General features: G+C 62.5%; 12 protein-coding genes. 4 read left to right on the top strand and 8 right to left on the bottom strand.

Annotated elements, in window-relative coordinates; genetic code table 11:
* Positions 1–3 precede the first annotated feature (3 nt).
* The 4 genes from kdpC to kdpF are packed head-to-tail and all read right to left on the bottom strand — an operon-like array spanning position 4 to position 4,529.
* On the bottom strand, positions 4–690 hold the full coding sequence (gene kdpC, locus ACWHRL_RS06390) for a potassium-transporting ATPase subunit KdpC (RefSeq protein ID WP_447895687.1): 687 nt from the start codon (positions 688–690) through the stop codon (positions 4–6).
* Between the two features lie 10 nt (positions 691–700).
* On the bottom strand, positions 701–2,737 hold the full coding sequence (gene kdpB / locus ACWHRL_RS06385; RefSeq protein ID WP_447895686.1) for a potassium-transporting ATPase subunit KdpB: 2,037 nt from the start codon (positions 2,735–2,737) through the stop codon (positions 701–703).
* A gap of 10 nt (positions 2,738–2,747) precedes the next feature.
* Positions 2,748–4,439 carry a potassium-transporting ATPase subunit KdpA gene (gene kdpA, locus ACWHRL_RS06380; RefSeq protein ID WP_447895685.1) on the bottom strand — a complete coding sequence of 564 codons (1,692 nt, stop codon included), beginning with the start codon at positions 4,437–4,439 and terminating at the stop codon, positions 2,748–2,750.
* A gap of 9 nt (positions 4,440–4,448) precedes the next feature.
* A complete protein-coding gene (gene kdpF, locus ACWHRL_RS06375) occupies positions 4,449–4,529 on the bottom strand; it encodes a K(+)-transporting ATPase subunit F (RefSeq protein ID WP_447896152.1) in 81 nt (26 codons plus the stop codon).
* Positions 4,530–4,734: 205 nt separating this feature from the next.
* Here kdpF and trkA point away from each other — a divergent pair, with 205 nt between their 5' ends.
* Positions 4,735–6,108, top strand: a complete 1,374-nt coding sequence (gene trkA / locus ACWHRL_RS06370) for a Trk system potassium transporter TrkA (protein WP_447895684.1) — start codon at positions 4,735–4,737, stop codon at positions 6,106–6,108.
* Positions 6,109–6,130: 22 nt separating this feature from the next.
* Here the strand turns inward: trkA and ACWHRL_RS06365 are convergent, their stop codons facing one another.
* The 3 genes from ACWHRL_RS06365 to ACWHRL_RS06355 all read right to left on the bottom strand — a co-directional run bounded on the left by ACWHRL_RS06365 (position 6,131) and on the right by ACWHRL_RS06355 (position 8,060).
* Positions 6,131–6,844: an anti-sigma factor gene (locus ACWHRL_RS06365; RefSeq protein ID WP_447895683.1), complete on the bottom strand. Its 714-nt coding sequence runs from the start codon at positions 6,842–6,844 to the stop codon at positions 6,131–6,133.
* Complete coding sequence (locus ACWHRL_RS06360; RefSeq protein ID WP_447895682.1) at positions 6,841–7,401, bottom strand: sigma-70 family RNA polymerase sigma factor; 561 nt, start codon at positions 7,399–7,401, stop codon at positions 6,841–6,843. The genes ACWHRL_RS06365 and ACWHRL_RS06360 overlap by 4 nt, the downstream gene beginning before the upstream one ends.
* Before the next feature lie 137 nt (positions 7,402–7,538).
* Complete coding sequence (locus ACWHRL_RS06355; RefSeq protein WP_447895681.1) at positions 7,539–8,060, bottom strand: DUF3455 domain-containing protein; 522 nt, start codon at positions 8,058–8,060, stop codon at positions 7,539–7,541.
* A gap of 255 nt (positions 8,061–8,315) precedes the next feature.
* Here ACWHRL_RS06355 and ACWHRL_RS06350 point away from each other — a divergent pair, with 255 nt between their 5' ends.
* Positions 8,316–10,307, top strand: coding sequence for a bifunctional 2',3'-cyclic-nucleotide 2'-phosphodiesterase/3'-nucleotidase (locus ACWHRL_RS06350; protein ID WP_447895680.1), 1,992 nt, complete (start codon positions 8,316–8,318; stop codon positions 10,305–10,307).
* Positions 10,308–10,412: 105 nt separating this feature from the next.
* On the opposite strand, the gene gap is transcribed toward ACWHRL_RS06350, so the two are convergent.
* On the bottom strand, positions 10,413–11,417 hold the full coding sequence (gene gap / locus ACWHRL_RS06345) for a type I glyceraldehyde-3-phosphate dehydrogenase (protein ID WP_447895679.1): 1,005 nt from the start codon (positions 11,415–11,417) through the stop codon (positions 10,413–10,415).
* Between the two features lie 279 nt (positions 11,418–11,696).
* Between gap and pyk the strand changes: the two genes are divergently transcribed.
* Both pyk and ACWHRL_RS06335 read left to right on the top strand, forming a co-directional pair.
* On the top strand, positions 11,697–13,163 hold the full coding sequence (pyk, locus tag ACWHRL_RS06340) for a pyruvate kinase (RefSeq protein ID WP_447895678.1): 1,467 nt from the start codon (positions 11,697–11,699) through the stop codon (positions 13,161–13,163).
* Positions 13,164–13,220: 57 nt separating this feature from the next.
* The gene (locus ACWHRL_RS06335; protein WP_447895677.1) at positions 13,221–13,697 is read left to right on the top strand and encodes a methylglyoxal synthase; all 477 of its coding nucleotides are present in this window, start codon (positions 13,221–13,223) and stop codon (positions 13,695–13,697) included.
* Positions 13,698–13,709: the final 12 nt, after the last annotated feature.

Raw genomic sequence — 13,709 nt, 5'->3', positions numbered from 1 at the left:
GTGTCACTCCACGGTGTTGTTCGGGGTATCGTCGGTGCTTGCCGGCAAGTCACTACCCGCGGCGATGGGGTAGCGCTCATCAAGGCCTGCGTTCAGGCGCAGCACGTTGACTACGGGCGCGCCCAACCAGCCGGTATTCTCAAGGGCCGACGCGAGCAGCGCGGTCACGCTAGCTTCGTCGATTTGGCGCGCCTGCGCCACCCTTGCCACCTGAAGTCGGGCGGCCGCTGGTGAGATATGCGGGTCAATCCCTGAGCCGGAGGCGGTGATCAGATCGATCGGGATCTGATCGACACTCACGCCTTCCCGTTGGGCAATGGCGTTGGCATCCGCCTCGGCCCGCGCGCGCAGCGCTGCGTTGTCCGGCGCCAGGTTCGAACCGGCAGCCCCACCGGCATCGTTGTCCGCGGCGGACGGGCGGCCAATAAAGTACGCATCACCGACAAAGGTCTGACCGACAAGACGCGAGCCGATGACCCGCCCCTCGGCGTCGCGCATCAGGCTGCCTCCCGCCTGCTCGGGGAACAGCCAGCCGCCGACGGCGGTGGTGGCCAGCGGATAGGCAAGCCCCAGAAGCACGGCCATGACGGCCATGAAGCGCAGCGCGCTACTCCAGGAGGTAGGCACCTGACAGGTTTCTTCACTGGCCACGGGTGACGCTTTTTGCGCGACGTTCACGGCATTATTCATGGAAGTTCTCCTAAAGGAATAGAGCGATCAGCATGTCCAGTAGCTTGATGGCGGGAAACGGCAGCAGCAGCCCGCCCAGCCCATAGATCAGCAGGTTACGGCGTAAAAGCTCGGTGGCCGAGGCCGCCTTGACGGATACCCCGCGCAGGGCGAAAGGAATCAGCGCGGGTATGATCAAGGCGTTGAATGCCACCGCCGCCAGCACCGCCGTGGTGGGGGAATGCAGGTGCATCACGTCCAGCACGCCAAGCGCTGGAAGGCTGGCGGCAAACAGCGCCGGCAAAATGACGAAGTACTTGGCCACATCGTTGGCCAGCGAAAACGTGGTCAGCGCTCCCCGGGTCACCAGCAGCTGCTTGCCGATTTCCACTGCGTGGATCAGCTTGCCAGGGTCGGAGTCCAGATCCACCATGTTGGCGGCTTCACGAGCGGCCTGGGTGCCAGAATTCATCGCCAGACCAAGATCCGCCTGGGCAAGCGCGGGGGCGTCGTTGGTGCCGTCCCCTACCATGGCCACCAGACGACCGCTGGCCTGCTCTTCGCGAATCAATGCCAGTTTGCGCTCCGGGGTGGCCTCGGCAATGTAGTCGTCCACCCCGGCGGTGGCGGCAATGGCCGAGGCGGTGATCGGGTTGTCGCCGGTGATCATGACGGTTTTGATGCCCATGGCGCGCAGCTCGGCGAATTTCTGCGCGATACCGCTTTTGATCACATCCGACAGCGCCACCACGCCCAGCAGCTGCTTGCCTTCAGCCACGGCGATGGGCGTTGCGCCATCTCGGGAGATACGCTCGATGACCTGCTCGTAGTCGCCGGGGATCTCGCCGCCCTGCGCCTTGACCCAGGCGGCGATGGCGTTGGGTGCGCCCTTGCGAAGCGCACGCCCGCTTGTCAGATCCACCCCTGACAGCCGAGTTTCGGCGCTGAACGCCTCGAACGTGGCGCCCTCGGCCTCGTCACTGAGCGTGCGATCCACGCCCTGTTCGGTGGCTAGAGCGACAATCGAGCGCCCTTCCGGGGTCGGGTCTTCCAGCGACGTAAGAAACGCCACATCGCGAAGGCGCTGGCGTGATACCTGCCAACAGGGGGCAAACTCCGTAGCGCGTCGATCCCCCAGGGTGATGGTGCCGGTCTTGTCCAGCAGCAGCGTGTCGATACTGCCGGCGATCTCCACGGCCTTGCCGGACTTGGCTACCAGATTGGCGCGCAGGGCGCGCTCCATGCCGGCAATGCCGATAGCCGGCAGCAACCCGCCGATGGTGGTCGGTATCAGACACACCAGCAGTGCCACCAGCATGACCGGCGAGGTTTCTACACCGACGAAGGCGGCCATGGGAACCAGCGTGACCACCACGATCAGAAACACCAGGGTGAGCATCGCCAACAGCACCGAGAGCGCAAGCTCCGAAGGCGTCTTCTGGCGGTTGGCGCTTTCCACCAGAGCAATCATGCGATCGAGCAGCGACTCACCGGGGTTGGCACTCACCTCGATGACCAGTTGATCCGAAAGCACCTGGGTGCCCGCGCTAACGCCGCTGTTATCGGTACCGGCTTCACGCAGCACCGGCGCGGACTCGCCGGTCACCGCCGATTCGTTGATCGACGCCGCGCCTTCGACGATATCGCCATCGGCCGGGATCAGTTCGCCCGCGACCACGATGATGCGATCGCCCTTGCGCAACGACTCTGCGGTGACACTTCGAAGGGCGCCGTCGGCCTCAAGCTTTTTCGCCGAAAGCTCTGACTTGGTCTTGCGCAGTGCCCCGGCGTGCGCCTTGCCGCGGGACTCCGCCAGCGACTCCGCGCCGGTGGCGAACAGCACCGTGGCCAGCAGCAGCAGCGCAATGGCCAGAGCAAAGCCACCGTTTTCCCCTTGTGCAAAGGCAACGGGGGTCAGCGCGAAGCACACCACGGTGCCGATGGCGACCACCGCCATGACCGGATTACGTGCCAAAAGGCGCGGCGCCAGGCCCTTGATTGCCCCGGTCACCACCTGAGCGTTAAGCGGCGAGCGACGCGGCTTGTTGGCTAACGGTATATCTGACATCTCGTTTCTCCTAGAAGCCCTGCGCGACGGCTTCGGCAATGGGACCCAGTACCAGCGCCGGCAAAAAACCCAGCAAATTGACAATTACGATCACCCCGGCGGTCAGCCCCAGGAAAGCGGCGCTATCCATGGGCAGCGACCCGCGCCCGGCCGGTGCGGTGCGCTTGCCAGCCAGCCACCCGGCCACAGCCAACGGCACCAGCATGGGCAGAAAACGGCCCACCAGCAGAGCGACGACACAGGCCAGATTCCACCAGGGCGTATCGTCACCCAGCCCTTCGAAGCCGGAGCCGTTGTTGGCAAAGGCCGAGGTGAATTCGTAGAGCACCTGGGACAGGCCATGAAAGCCGGGATTCGAGGTCTGCGCGGCGCCCGGCATGGCGACCGTGAGCGCCGAGAGCCCCAGAATGACCAGCGGCTGGGCCAGAATTGCCAGTGAAATCCAGCGCATCTCGCGGGTTTCCAAGGGCTTGCCAAAAAGCTCCGGTGCTCGCCCGACCATCAGCGAGCCCACGAAGGCGGCCAGCATCAGGTAGAGCACGAAACCGATCAGCCCCACGCCCACGCCACCGAAGGTGACGTTCACGAACATGTCCATCAGCAGCATCATGCCGCCCAAGGGGTTGAAGCTATCGTGCATGGCGTTGACCGAGCCGTTGGAGGTCTGGGTCGTCCAGCTTGCCCAAAGCGCGGACAGGTCCGTGCCGAAACGCAGCTCCTTGCCCTCCAGATTGGCCCCGGGTTGGGAAAGCTCCACCAGGGCGGCGTTGGGCATGCGCTCGGAGTAGACCACCACCGAGGTGGAGACGAGCGAGAACGCCAGCATCACCACTCCGATCCCCAGCATGAGCCGCCGTCGACCGCTGATCACGGCAATGGCCAGCAGCAGCGCCACCGGAATCAGCGTCAATGAGGCGGTTTCGATCACGTTGGCAAGCGGCGTAGGGTTCTCAAGCGGCACGCTGGAGTTGGGCCCGTACCAGCCACCGCCGTTGGTTCCCAGCTGCTTGATGGCCACCATGGAGGCCACCGGCCCCAAGGGAATCGACTGCACATCGTCAACCTGGGCGTCCATCATTTGAATCTCAGGGGCTGGCTGATAGCTTGCCGGCACACCCTGCCAGGTAAGCAGCAGCGCCACCACGACGGCCAAAGGAAGCAGCACGCGGACCACGCTGCGGGTCAGGTCCTGGTAGTAATTGCCCACCCCTTTCAACGCTTCGGCGCCTCGGGTGGCCAGCAGCGTGCGCGCGATCGCTACCAGCACCGCAAGCCCCGTGGCCGGGGTGAGAAACTGAAGCGTCACGATCGCCAGCGTCTGGCTCAAATGTGAAAGCTGGGCCTGGCCTGAGTAATGCTGCTGGTTGGTGTTGGTGGCAAACGAGACCGCCGTATGCAGCGCGGTATCCCAGGGCATGCCAGCGATGCCATCCGGGTTTAGCGGCAGCACGCCCTGGAACATGAAGACCAGCCAGGCCATCAGTATCAGCCCCACGTGCAGCTTCATGATCGCCAGCGCATAGACGCGCCAGGTCATGCACTGCTGGCTATCAATACCCGCCAGGCGGTAGATAGGTGTTTCAATGACGGCGAACAGCGCATCCATCCGGGTTCGCTTGCTCTTAAGCGCTTGGCCCATGTAGAGCCCCAACGGCACGCCGAGCAGTGCCACCAGCGCGTAAATGGCGATCATGTCGTTCATGGCGATCTCCTAGAAACGCTCGGGGCACATTAATGCGTAGAACAGATACGCGGCCGTCAATGTGGCAATGATCAGCAATACGGTATTCATCGATACGCCTCCTGTGATTGGCCTATCGAGAATAGAAAGAGACGGCGTAAAAATTCGATGCCGGTTTGCGGCTTCCGGCGTTAAAAAGGCGTAAAAAAACGCCCATCTGGGCGTTTTAAGCAGCCTTGAGAGGCAACCGCTATCGACAGCTTCCCCATAGATAGGTGACTATCAGACCTCTTGTGACTCGAATGGGCTTACTGCCATGAAAATCATCATTCTTGGCGCCGGCCAGGTCGGCGGAACACTGGCCGAACACCTCGCCCACGAAGAGAACGATATCACCGTGGTGGATACGGACACGGCCAAGCTACGCGAGCTGCATACCAAGCTCGATATCCGTACCGTGACCGGCGCTGGTTCCTACCCGATCGTGCTGCGCCAGGCAGGCTGCGAAGACGCCGACATGCTGATCGCGGTGACCAACTCCGACGAAGTCAACATGATCGCCTGCCAGGTCGCGCACACGCTGTTTCGCACGCCGACCAAAATTGCCCGCGTACGCGCCACGCCCTATCTCACCCGCAAGGGCCTGTTCGCCAACGACGCGATCCCCATCGATGTCCTGATCAGCCCCGAGCAGGTGGTGACCGACCACGTGCGCCGTTTGATCGAGCACCCCGGCGCCCTGCAGGTGCTGGAGTTCGCCGGCGGCCTGGTGCAGCTCGTCGCGGTCAAGGCGTTTTACGGCGGCCCGCTGGTGGGCCAGGACCTGGCGTTTCTGGGTCGCCATATGCCCAACGTGGATACCCGGGTTGCGGCGATCTACCGGCGCAACCGGCCGATCATCCCGCGCGGCGATACGATCATCGAGGCCGACGACGAAGTGTTCTTTCTCGCCGCGAGGCGCGATATTCGCGCGGTCATGAGCGAGCTTCGCCGGGTCGAGCGCGGTTTCCGCCGGGTGGTGATCGCCGGCGGCGGCAATATCGGCGAGCGCCTGGCCGAGCACCTGGAGCACAACCACCAGGTCAAGATCATCGAACACAGCCTTGAGCGCTGCACCACGCTTTCCGAGCGCCTGGATCGCACCGTGGTGCTGCACGGCAGCGCCACCAGCAAGCGCCTTCTGGAAGAGGAGAACATCGAGGATTGCGATATCTTCTGCGCGTTGACCAACGACGACGAGGTCAACATCATGTCGTCGCTTTTGGCCAAACGGCTGGGGGCCAAGAAGGTACTTACGCTGATCAACAACGCCGCCTATGTGGATTTGGTGCAGGGCGGCGAGATCGACATCGCGATCTCGCCCCAGCAGGCAACGATCGGGAGCCTTTTGACCCACGTGCGCCGGGGCGACATCGTCAACGTGCACTCCCTGCGCCGGGGTGCGGCGGAAGCAATCGAGGCGATCGCCCACGGCGACAAGCAGTCTTCCAAGGTGGTCGGCCGGGCGGTGCGCGATATCGACCTGCCCGAGGGCACCACCATCGGGGCGATGGTGCGCGGCAAGGAAGTCATCATCGCCCACGGTGACGCGGTGGTGGAAAGCGGCGATCACGTGATTTTGTTCGTGATCGACAAGCGCCGGATTCGCGACGTCGAGCGGATGTTCCAGGTCGGCTTGAGCTTTTTCTAGGCGTTGGCCGACAGTGACTGCGCTAGATTTCCACCGCGCGACCGATGTACTCGATGGGCCCGGTAGGTAGCCCCGTGGGCGAGCCGGTGGCGTCTTCCATGGTCAGCTCGAAAAGCTGATTGTCCTCGAGCGGAGGCAGCTGGTCCAGGTCCAGGCGTATCGGCTCGCCGGGTTCGACCAGGCCAAGCGACACCGGCGCCTGCCAGTCGTCGGCCTTGGTCCAAAACTCCAGCGCCTTGCCCTCGGGCACCTCGAAAGCGCCCAACGGGATCAGCTCGATCTGGCGCCGGTTGGCGGCCTGCACCACCCAGCCGGCGGATTGATTCTGTGGGGCGAGCAGCACCACCATGTACTCCGGCGTGGCCGTGCCTGCAGGCTTTAACAGCAGAAGCGCCGCCATTAATACCGCCGCGGCCACCCCCGCCCCCGTCGCCGCGCGCCACAGCGCCACACGCTGCCAGAGCTCCGGTTGCGTCTTCGTCACGGTAGTAGACGCCCCGCGGCGCGCATTCAGGCTTCGCTGAATGCGCGGCCATAGCAATTCGCTGGGGGTTAGCGCCTCGGTGAGCGCGTTGTAGGGGAAGAAGCGCTCCTCCCAGTCGCGCACGATTTGCTGCAGTTCCGGGTCGTTTTCAAGGCGTGCTTCGAACGCCTGGCGCTCGTCAAACGAGAGCGTGCCCAGAACGTACTCACCCGCCACCGCCTGCTTGTCATCCTGGTCGTTGGGCGCTGTCATGCCAGACACTCCCGTAGGCGCACCAGGCTTCGCTTGATCCAGGCTTTGACGGTGCCCAGCGGCGCGCCCGTATGTGCGGCGATTTCTGCATGGCTCAAGCCATCGACATAGGCTTGAAGCACGCAGTTGCGACGTTCGGCTTCAAGCTCTTTTAAACATTCGTCCATTCGCTGGCCGGTTTGCCAGTCGAAGGCGTCAAGGGTCTGCCCTTCCGGGCGTCGGGTATCCTCTTGCTCAACACTGTCCGCATCGAAGGCGTCGTCCGTCACTCTTTCGCGCTGACGAATGGCGTTGAGTGCCAGATGGCGGGCAATGCTGAAAATCCAGGTGCGGGCGGTGCCTTTTTCGGGGTCGAAGGTAGCGGCGCGCTGCCAGATATTCAAAAAAGCGTCATGCACGATATCTTCCGCCATGCCCCGGTCCTTGACGATTCGATATACCACGCCGAGGATGCGCGGCCCTTCCTCACGGTATAGCGAATGAAGTGCGTCGTGCTCACCGCGGGCGCAGCGCACTAACGTGTCGGCATAGTCGAATTCATGGTTTTTTACAGCCACGCTTTTGCTCCCTCGTAACGCGCCGGTTCACTCCCTTTTGCGCTGAGATAGAGCATAACGAGTAAGGGCCCGCGAAACGAGCCCTTAATTTTAATGAGACAGAAAAACCCCTGCCCCGGTAATGGGCAGGGTTGGAATTATTCGGCGGTCCAGAAGATGTAGTCGGCCTGATAAGTGACGATGGCCGTGGCGCCTTCGTGGTCGCTATCGCAGGCCATATCCGGCGCTACACCGCCTTCGGTGTTCAGACGCTGAATGTAGCTTACGTCGGTCATGGCGCCTTCGCCTTCAGCCGGGTTGGCTTCGACCAGCTGAAGCGGGATGTTGGCGTCGCCGTTATCGGCGGTAGCAAGCTGGGTACCGGTCACTTTGGAGCCGTCCATCGCCTCCCAGGTGGCGGGCGGGCCGTAGTAGCTGCCGACCTGGGCGCCTTCGCCGTCGTTGAGCGCCGCGCTTGGGCCCTTGAATACCCACGCGACGTCGCCGGAATCGTTGGTTTCACACATGTATTTGATCGCGCCTACACCGACGGTTTCGAGCGCAACGGTGTGGCCGTCCGGTACCTGGACGTCCTCTGGCGTATCCGCCAGAGCAGCGTGACTGAAGGATGCAATCAGGGCAGTAGCTAAAGTAGCACGCGTTAGATGTTGAATACTCATTTCAGTCTCCTTAAAGGTTATTATCAACCGCCTCGTTCTTTGCGGCTGTATAGGGGATACACGCGAGCCTTCGTTTTGGATGCACTTTTTTTGAAAAAAATTTTAGCGCGCCCCGCTCTACCCCTTTTGTCGTGTTCTCTTTTATAGTCAAAACAGCGGCTTAATCGTTAAAAGCCCTATCGCCGTCCAATAGATGTCATATCAACGCCGTAGGTTAAAGGCGGCCACTACTACTCACTGCCTTGGGAGCCCCGTATGTCTTCGAGTATCGACCCTAACGCCCTTTCGCGGCGTACGTTTTTGGGCGGTTTGGCCGCGTCGTCGTCGCTGATCCTGCTACACCCCTTTGCAGCGCACGCCTCGCCCCGCCAGGCGCACCTTCGGTTGATGGAAACCACCGACATCCACGTCAACGTGCTGCCTTATGATTACTACGCCGACCGGCCCAACGACACCATGGGCCTGGCCCGCACCGCGTCGCTCATCGACGCGGTGCGGGCGGAGTCCACCAATGCGATGCTGATCGATAACGGCGACTTTCTTCAGGGCAACCCGATGGGCGACTACATCGCCTATGAGCGCGGCATGCGCGAAGGCGACCACCACCCGGTCATCAACGCGATGAACGTGTTGGGCTACGACATCGCAACCCTGGGCAATCACGAGTTCAACTACGGCTTGGACTTCATGTTCAAGGTGTTAAGCGGCGCCAACTTCCCGTTTGTTTGCGCTAACCTGACCAAGGGCGCGCTGGCGGCCAATCCGCGCAACGACGATCTTTTCCTGCGCCCCTACCTGATCAAGGAGAAGACGATCACCGATGGCGCCGGCCAGAGCAGCAGCGTCAAGGTCGGCTTCATCGGCTTCGTGCCGCCCCAGGTCATGACGTGGGACGAAAAGCACCTCGAAGGCCGCGCCAATACCCGGGACATCGTCGAGGCGGCCCAGGCCTGGGTGCCGGTAATGAAAGAGGAAGGTGCGGATATCATCGTGGCACTCGCCCACTCCGGCATCGAAGGCGCGGGCCAAACCGAGCGGATGGAGAACGCTGCGCTGTATCTTGCCGGGGTCGAGGGTATCGATGCCCTTTTCACCGGCCATCAGCATCTGGTCTTTCCCGGCCCCAATGATTTCGAGGGCATCGCCGGGGTCGACCCGGCGCGGGGAACGCTGATGGGCAAGCCGGCGGTCATGGCGGGGTTTTGGGGTTCGCACATGGGGCTGATCGATTTGCTGCTCGAACGCGACGGCGGGCGCTGGCGAATCGTCGACTTCACCACTGAGGCGCGCCCGATCTATCACCGCGACGAAGACCGCGACGTGATACCTAACGTGGCCTCCAGCGCGGCAGTGACTAGCGCGGTGAGCGACGACCACCAGGCCACCCTCGACTACGTACGCACGCCGGTCGGGCGCAGCGCAGCCCCGCTCCACTCCTACTTTGCGCTGGTCGCCGACGACCCCTCGGTCCAGCTCGTCGCCAATGCCCAGATCTGGTACATCGAAGAGATGCTCAAGGGCGGCGAGTACGCGGGGCTGCCGGTGCTTTCCGCCGCGGCCCCCTTCAAAACCGGCGGCCGGGGCGGGCCCGACTACTACACCGACGTGCCAGCGGGGGACATCGCCATCAAGCACGTGGCGGATTTGTATCTTTATCCCAACACCATTCGCGCCGTGGTGGTCAGCGGCGCCCAGGTACGCGAGTGGCTCGAGATGTCGGCGGGCATGTTCCATCAGGTCAGTGAGGGCGCCGAGGACGCGCCGCTTCTCGATACGCGCTTCCCGTCGTACAACTTCGACGTGATCGACGGCGTGAGTTATCGCATCGACCTGGCACAGCCCGCCCGCTACACCGCAGAGGGCGAGCTTGCCCACCCCGAGGCCCACCGCATCGTCGACCTGGAGTTCGAAGGCGCGCCGATCGACCCGGCGCAAATGTTCGTCGTGGCCACCAACAACTACCGGGCCGGGGGTGGCGGCAACTTCCCGGGTGTCGACGCTGAGGCGGTCATTTTCGTGGGCCCGGACACCAACCGCGACATCATCGTGCGCTATATCGTCGAGCAGGGAACGGTCGACCCGGCGGCGGACTTCAACTGGGCGTTCAAACCGATGCCCGGTACCACGGCGCTGTTCGAAACCGGACCCGGGGCAGAGCACTACCTGGCCGACGTGGCGCAGACCACGCGTATCGAACCCGCAGGGGATGGCGACAACGGCTTTGCACGCTACCGGATCACGCTTTAACCGGCATTTCGCGCTCAGGCGAACCAGGCCGTGCATGAACGAAAAAAGGGCGAGGCGCCAATGGCGCCCCGCCCTTTTTTACAACACCGGCCTCGCGCTTAAGCGTTACTGCGCGGCTTTTTGCATGGCGAGTGCGGTATCCAGCATACGGTTGGAGAAGCCCCACTCGTTGTCGTACCAGGCCATGATCTTGACCAAGCGGCCGTTGACACGCGTGTGGTTGGCGTCAAAGGTCGAGGAGTTCGCATCGTGGTTGAAGTCGATCGAGACCAGCGGCTGCTCGTTGACGGCCAGCACTTTGGAATTCGCCGCGGCTTTTTGCACCGCTTCGTTGATCTCTTCCTTGGTGGTGTCGCGCGAGGCGGTGAAGGTCAGATCCACCAGGGATACGTTGATCACCGGCACGCGCACGGCCAGGCCGTCGAACTTGCCGTCGAGCTCGGGCAGTACCAGACCCACGGCGGCGGCCGCTCCGGTTTTGGTCGGAATCATGGAGTGCGTGGCACTGCGCGCCCGGTAGGGGTCCGAGTGGTACACATCCGATAGATTCTGGTCATTGGTGTAGGCGTGAACGGTGGTCATCAGGCCGTTTTCGATACCGACGGCGTCGTTCAACGCCTTGGCGACCGGCGCCAGGCAGTTGGTGGTGCAAGAGGCGTTGGAGACCACCTTGTGCTCGGCGGTCAAGATATCGTCGTTCACCCCAAACACGATCGTGGCATCCGCGTCCGGGCTCGGCGCGGAGATCAACACGCGCCCGGCACCGGCTTCGATGTGCTTGGCGGCGGCGTCGCGCTTGGAGAAAAGGCCCGTGCACTCCATGACCAGGTCGACGCCCAGCGCTTTCCAGGGAAGGTTTGCCGGGTCGCGCTCGGAGGAGATCGCAATGCGGTCGCCGTCCACGGTAATGCTCTCGTCGTCGTGTTCGACGGCGAAGGGAAAGTGGCCGTGAACCGTGTCGTGGCGCAGCAGGTGGGCGTTGAGTGACGCTTCACCCAAGTCGTTGATGGCCACGACTTCGAAGCGGTCGCGGTAGCCGTTTTCATAAAGCGCGCGCAGTACGTTACGGCCGATGCGGCCAAAGCCATTAATCGCAATCTTAATGCTCACAGGGCACCTCGTTTGGCTGGTAGTGAAGTCGTTGCTAACTGTCGTCAAACGCTATTACAAAACGTGTTACAAAAACAGAAAATCAGTAAAAAAATTACAAAAAAGAGGTAAAAAAACGTATTTAAATCAATTAAAGGCCAGTTAGAGCGCTCCCAAGCGGCGTTAAGCCTAATATGTAGTAAAATTACTATAAAAACGCTATCTTGGTCCAATCATTAATTGTGGTCCGACACCCGTTTGCCAACCGCAATGTTATTTAGTCGATAAAGGAGACGCCCCATGAGCAGCAATGTGTCCTACACGCCCCTGCGCCGCACCAAAATCGTGGCAACGCTGGGACCGGCCAGCGACCGCCCAGGGGTGCTCGAAAAGATGCTCGAGGCGGGGGTCGATGTGGTGCGGCTCAACTTCTCCCATGGCTCGAAAGAGGATCACCAGCGCCGTTTAGAGGCGGTACGCGAGATCGCCGCACGCCTGAACCGCAGCGTTGCCGCGCTTGGCGATTTGCAGGGCCCGAAGATTCGCATCGCCCGCTTCGCCGACGGCCCGGTGAATCTAAGGGTTGGTGACGCGTTCATTCTGGACATGGCGCTGGATAGCCAGAGCGGCAGCGCCGAGCGGGTGGGCTGTGATTACAAGGCACTGATCGACGACGTCGCCCCCGGTGATCGGTTACTGCTCGACGACGGCCGCGTGGTGCTGGATGTCACCAAAATCCAGGGCCAGGAGGTACATACCCACGTACACGTGGGCGGCAAGCTCTCCAACAACAAGGGCATCAACAAACAGGGCGGCGGGCTCTCCGCCCCGGCGCTGACCGACAAGGACCGGGAAGATCTCAAGACCGCGGTCGAGATCGGCGTGGACTACCTGGCGGTGTCGTTTCCGCGAAGCGCCGCGGACATGCAGGAAGCCCGCAAGCTTCTGGGCGAGGCGGGTAAGGAGATCGGCCTGGTCGCCAAGCTCGAGCGCGCCGAGGCGGTCGCCAACGATGAAACCCTCGACGGCATCATCGACGCCAGTGAGGCGGTCATGGTGGCCCGGGGCGATTTGGGCGTGGAGATCGGCGACGAAGCGCTGATCGGTACGCAAAAGCGCATCATCAAGCATGCCCGCTCGCACAACCGGGCAGTGATCACCGCCACCCAGATGATGGAGTCGATGATCGAATCGCCCCTGCCTACAAGGGCCGAGGTGTTCGACGTGGCCAACGCGGTGCTGGATGCCACCGACGCGGTGATGCTCTCGGCAGAAACCGCCGCCGGCGACTACCCGGTGGAAACCATCGAAGCCATGGACCGGGTCTGCCTGGGCGCCGAGCGCGAACGGATCGCGCAGTCCTCGGGCCACCGGATTCACGAAGGGTTCGAGCGTATCGACGAAACCATAGCGCTGTCGGCGATGTACGCCGCCAACCACTTGACCGGCGTGCGCGCCATCGCCTGCATGACCGCTACCGGCTATACCCCCTTGATCGCCTCGCGCATTCGATCGGGGCTTCCGATCGTGGGGCTTGCCCATAGCCCGATCGCCCAACGGCGCATGGCGCTTTACCGCGGCGTGGTCTCGATTCCCTTCGATACCACCGACATGGCCGCCACCGAGGTCAATCAGAAAGCCGTCGAACTTCTCAAGGCGCACGGATTGGCGGGCCCGGGGGAACATGTCATTCTCACCCGGGGCGATCACATGAACGCCCACGGCGGCACCAATACCCTGAAAGTGTTGGCGGTGGACGCCGAATAAACGAGCCCGCGCGCCCGCAAGGCGCTATCGATAAGCCCCGTAACAAGAGAACCCGCCATGAACGATGCCCGCCCACCCCGCCAGGCCACGCGGACGCTTGCTAACAAAAAGCGGATCGCGCTGATTGCTCACGACGGCAAAAAAAGCGAGCTTTTGGAGTGGGCGGCGCGCTGGCAACAAACGCTTGGCGCGCATACGTTGCTTGGCACCGGCACCACCGCCGGTCGGCTAAAGAGCGCGCTGGGGCTCGAGGTCGAAGGGTTGATGAGCGGGCCTCTCGGGGGTGATCAGCAGATTGGCGCGCGCATCGCCGAGCAGCGCCTGGATATCCTGATCTTTTTTTGGGACCCCTTCGCGCCCCAGCCCCACGACCCGGATGTCAAAGCGCTGCTGCGTTTGGCCGCGCTTTGGAACGTGCCGGTGGCCTGCAACGCAGCCAGTGCGGATTTCATGCTCTCGTCGCACTATATCGACGCGGAATACGTCATGAATATTCCGGATGCCCAAGCCTGGGCCGAGGCCCGCACGCCCTAGAGCGCCCTGGCG

Source organism: Vreelandella sp. GE22, assembly GCF_968212445.1.
Note: the sequence above shows the minus strand (reverse complement) of the source record. Positions and strands in the feature narration are given on the sequence as shown.

Excerpts from the sequence above, each read along its gene's own strand:
- kdpF (WP_447896152.1), bottom strand. The coding sequence starts at position 4,529 with ATGAATACCGTATTGCTGATCATTGCCACATTGACGGCCGCGTATCTG.
- ACWHRL_RS06335 (WP_447895677.1), top strand. The coding sequence starts at position 13,221 with ATGAACGATGCCCGCCCACCCCGCCAGGCCACGCGGACGCTTGCTAAC.
- kdpA (WP_447895685.1), bottom strand. The coding sequence starts at position 4,439 with ATGAACGACATGATCGCCATTTACGCGCTGGTGGCACTGCTCGGCGTG.
- pyk (WP_447895678.1), top strand. The coding sequence starts at position 11,697 with ATGAGCAGCAATGTGTCCTACACGCCCCTGCGCCGCACCAAAATCGTG.
- ACWHRL_RS06365 (WP_447895683.1), bottom strand. The coding sequence starts at position 6,844 with ATGACAGCGCCCAACGACCAGGATGACAAGCAGGCGGTGGCGGGTGAG.
- ACWHRL_RS06355 (WP_447895681.1), bottom strand. The coding sequence starts at position 8,060 with ATGAGTATTCAACATCTAACGCGTGCTACTTTAGCTACTGCCCTGATT.
- trkA (WP_447895684.1), top strand. The coding sequence starts at position 4,735 with ATGAAAATCATCATTCTTGGCGCCGGCCAGGTCGGCGGAACACTGGCC.
- ACWHRL_RS06350 (WP_447895680.1), top strand. The coding sequence starts at position 8,316 with ATGTCTTCGAGTATCGACCCTAACGCCCTTTCGCGGCGTACGTTTTTG.
- kdpB (WP_447895686.1), bottom strand. The coding sequence starts at position 2,737 with ATGTCAGATATACCGTTAGCCAACAAGCCGCGTCGCTCGCCGCTTAAC.
- kdpC (WP_447895687.1), bottom strand. The coding sequence starts at position 690 with ATGAATAATGCCGTGAACGTCGCGCAAAAAGCGTCACCCGTGGCCAGT.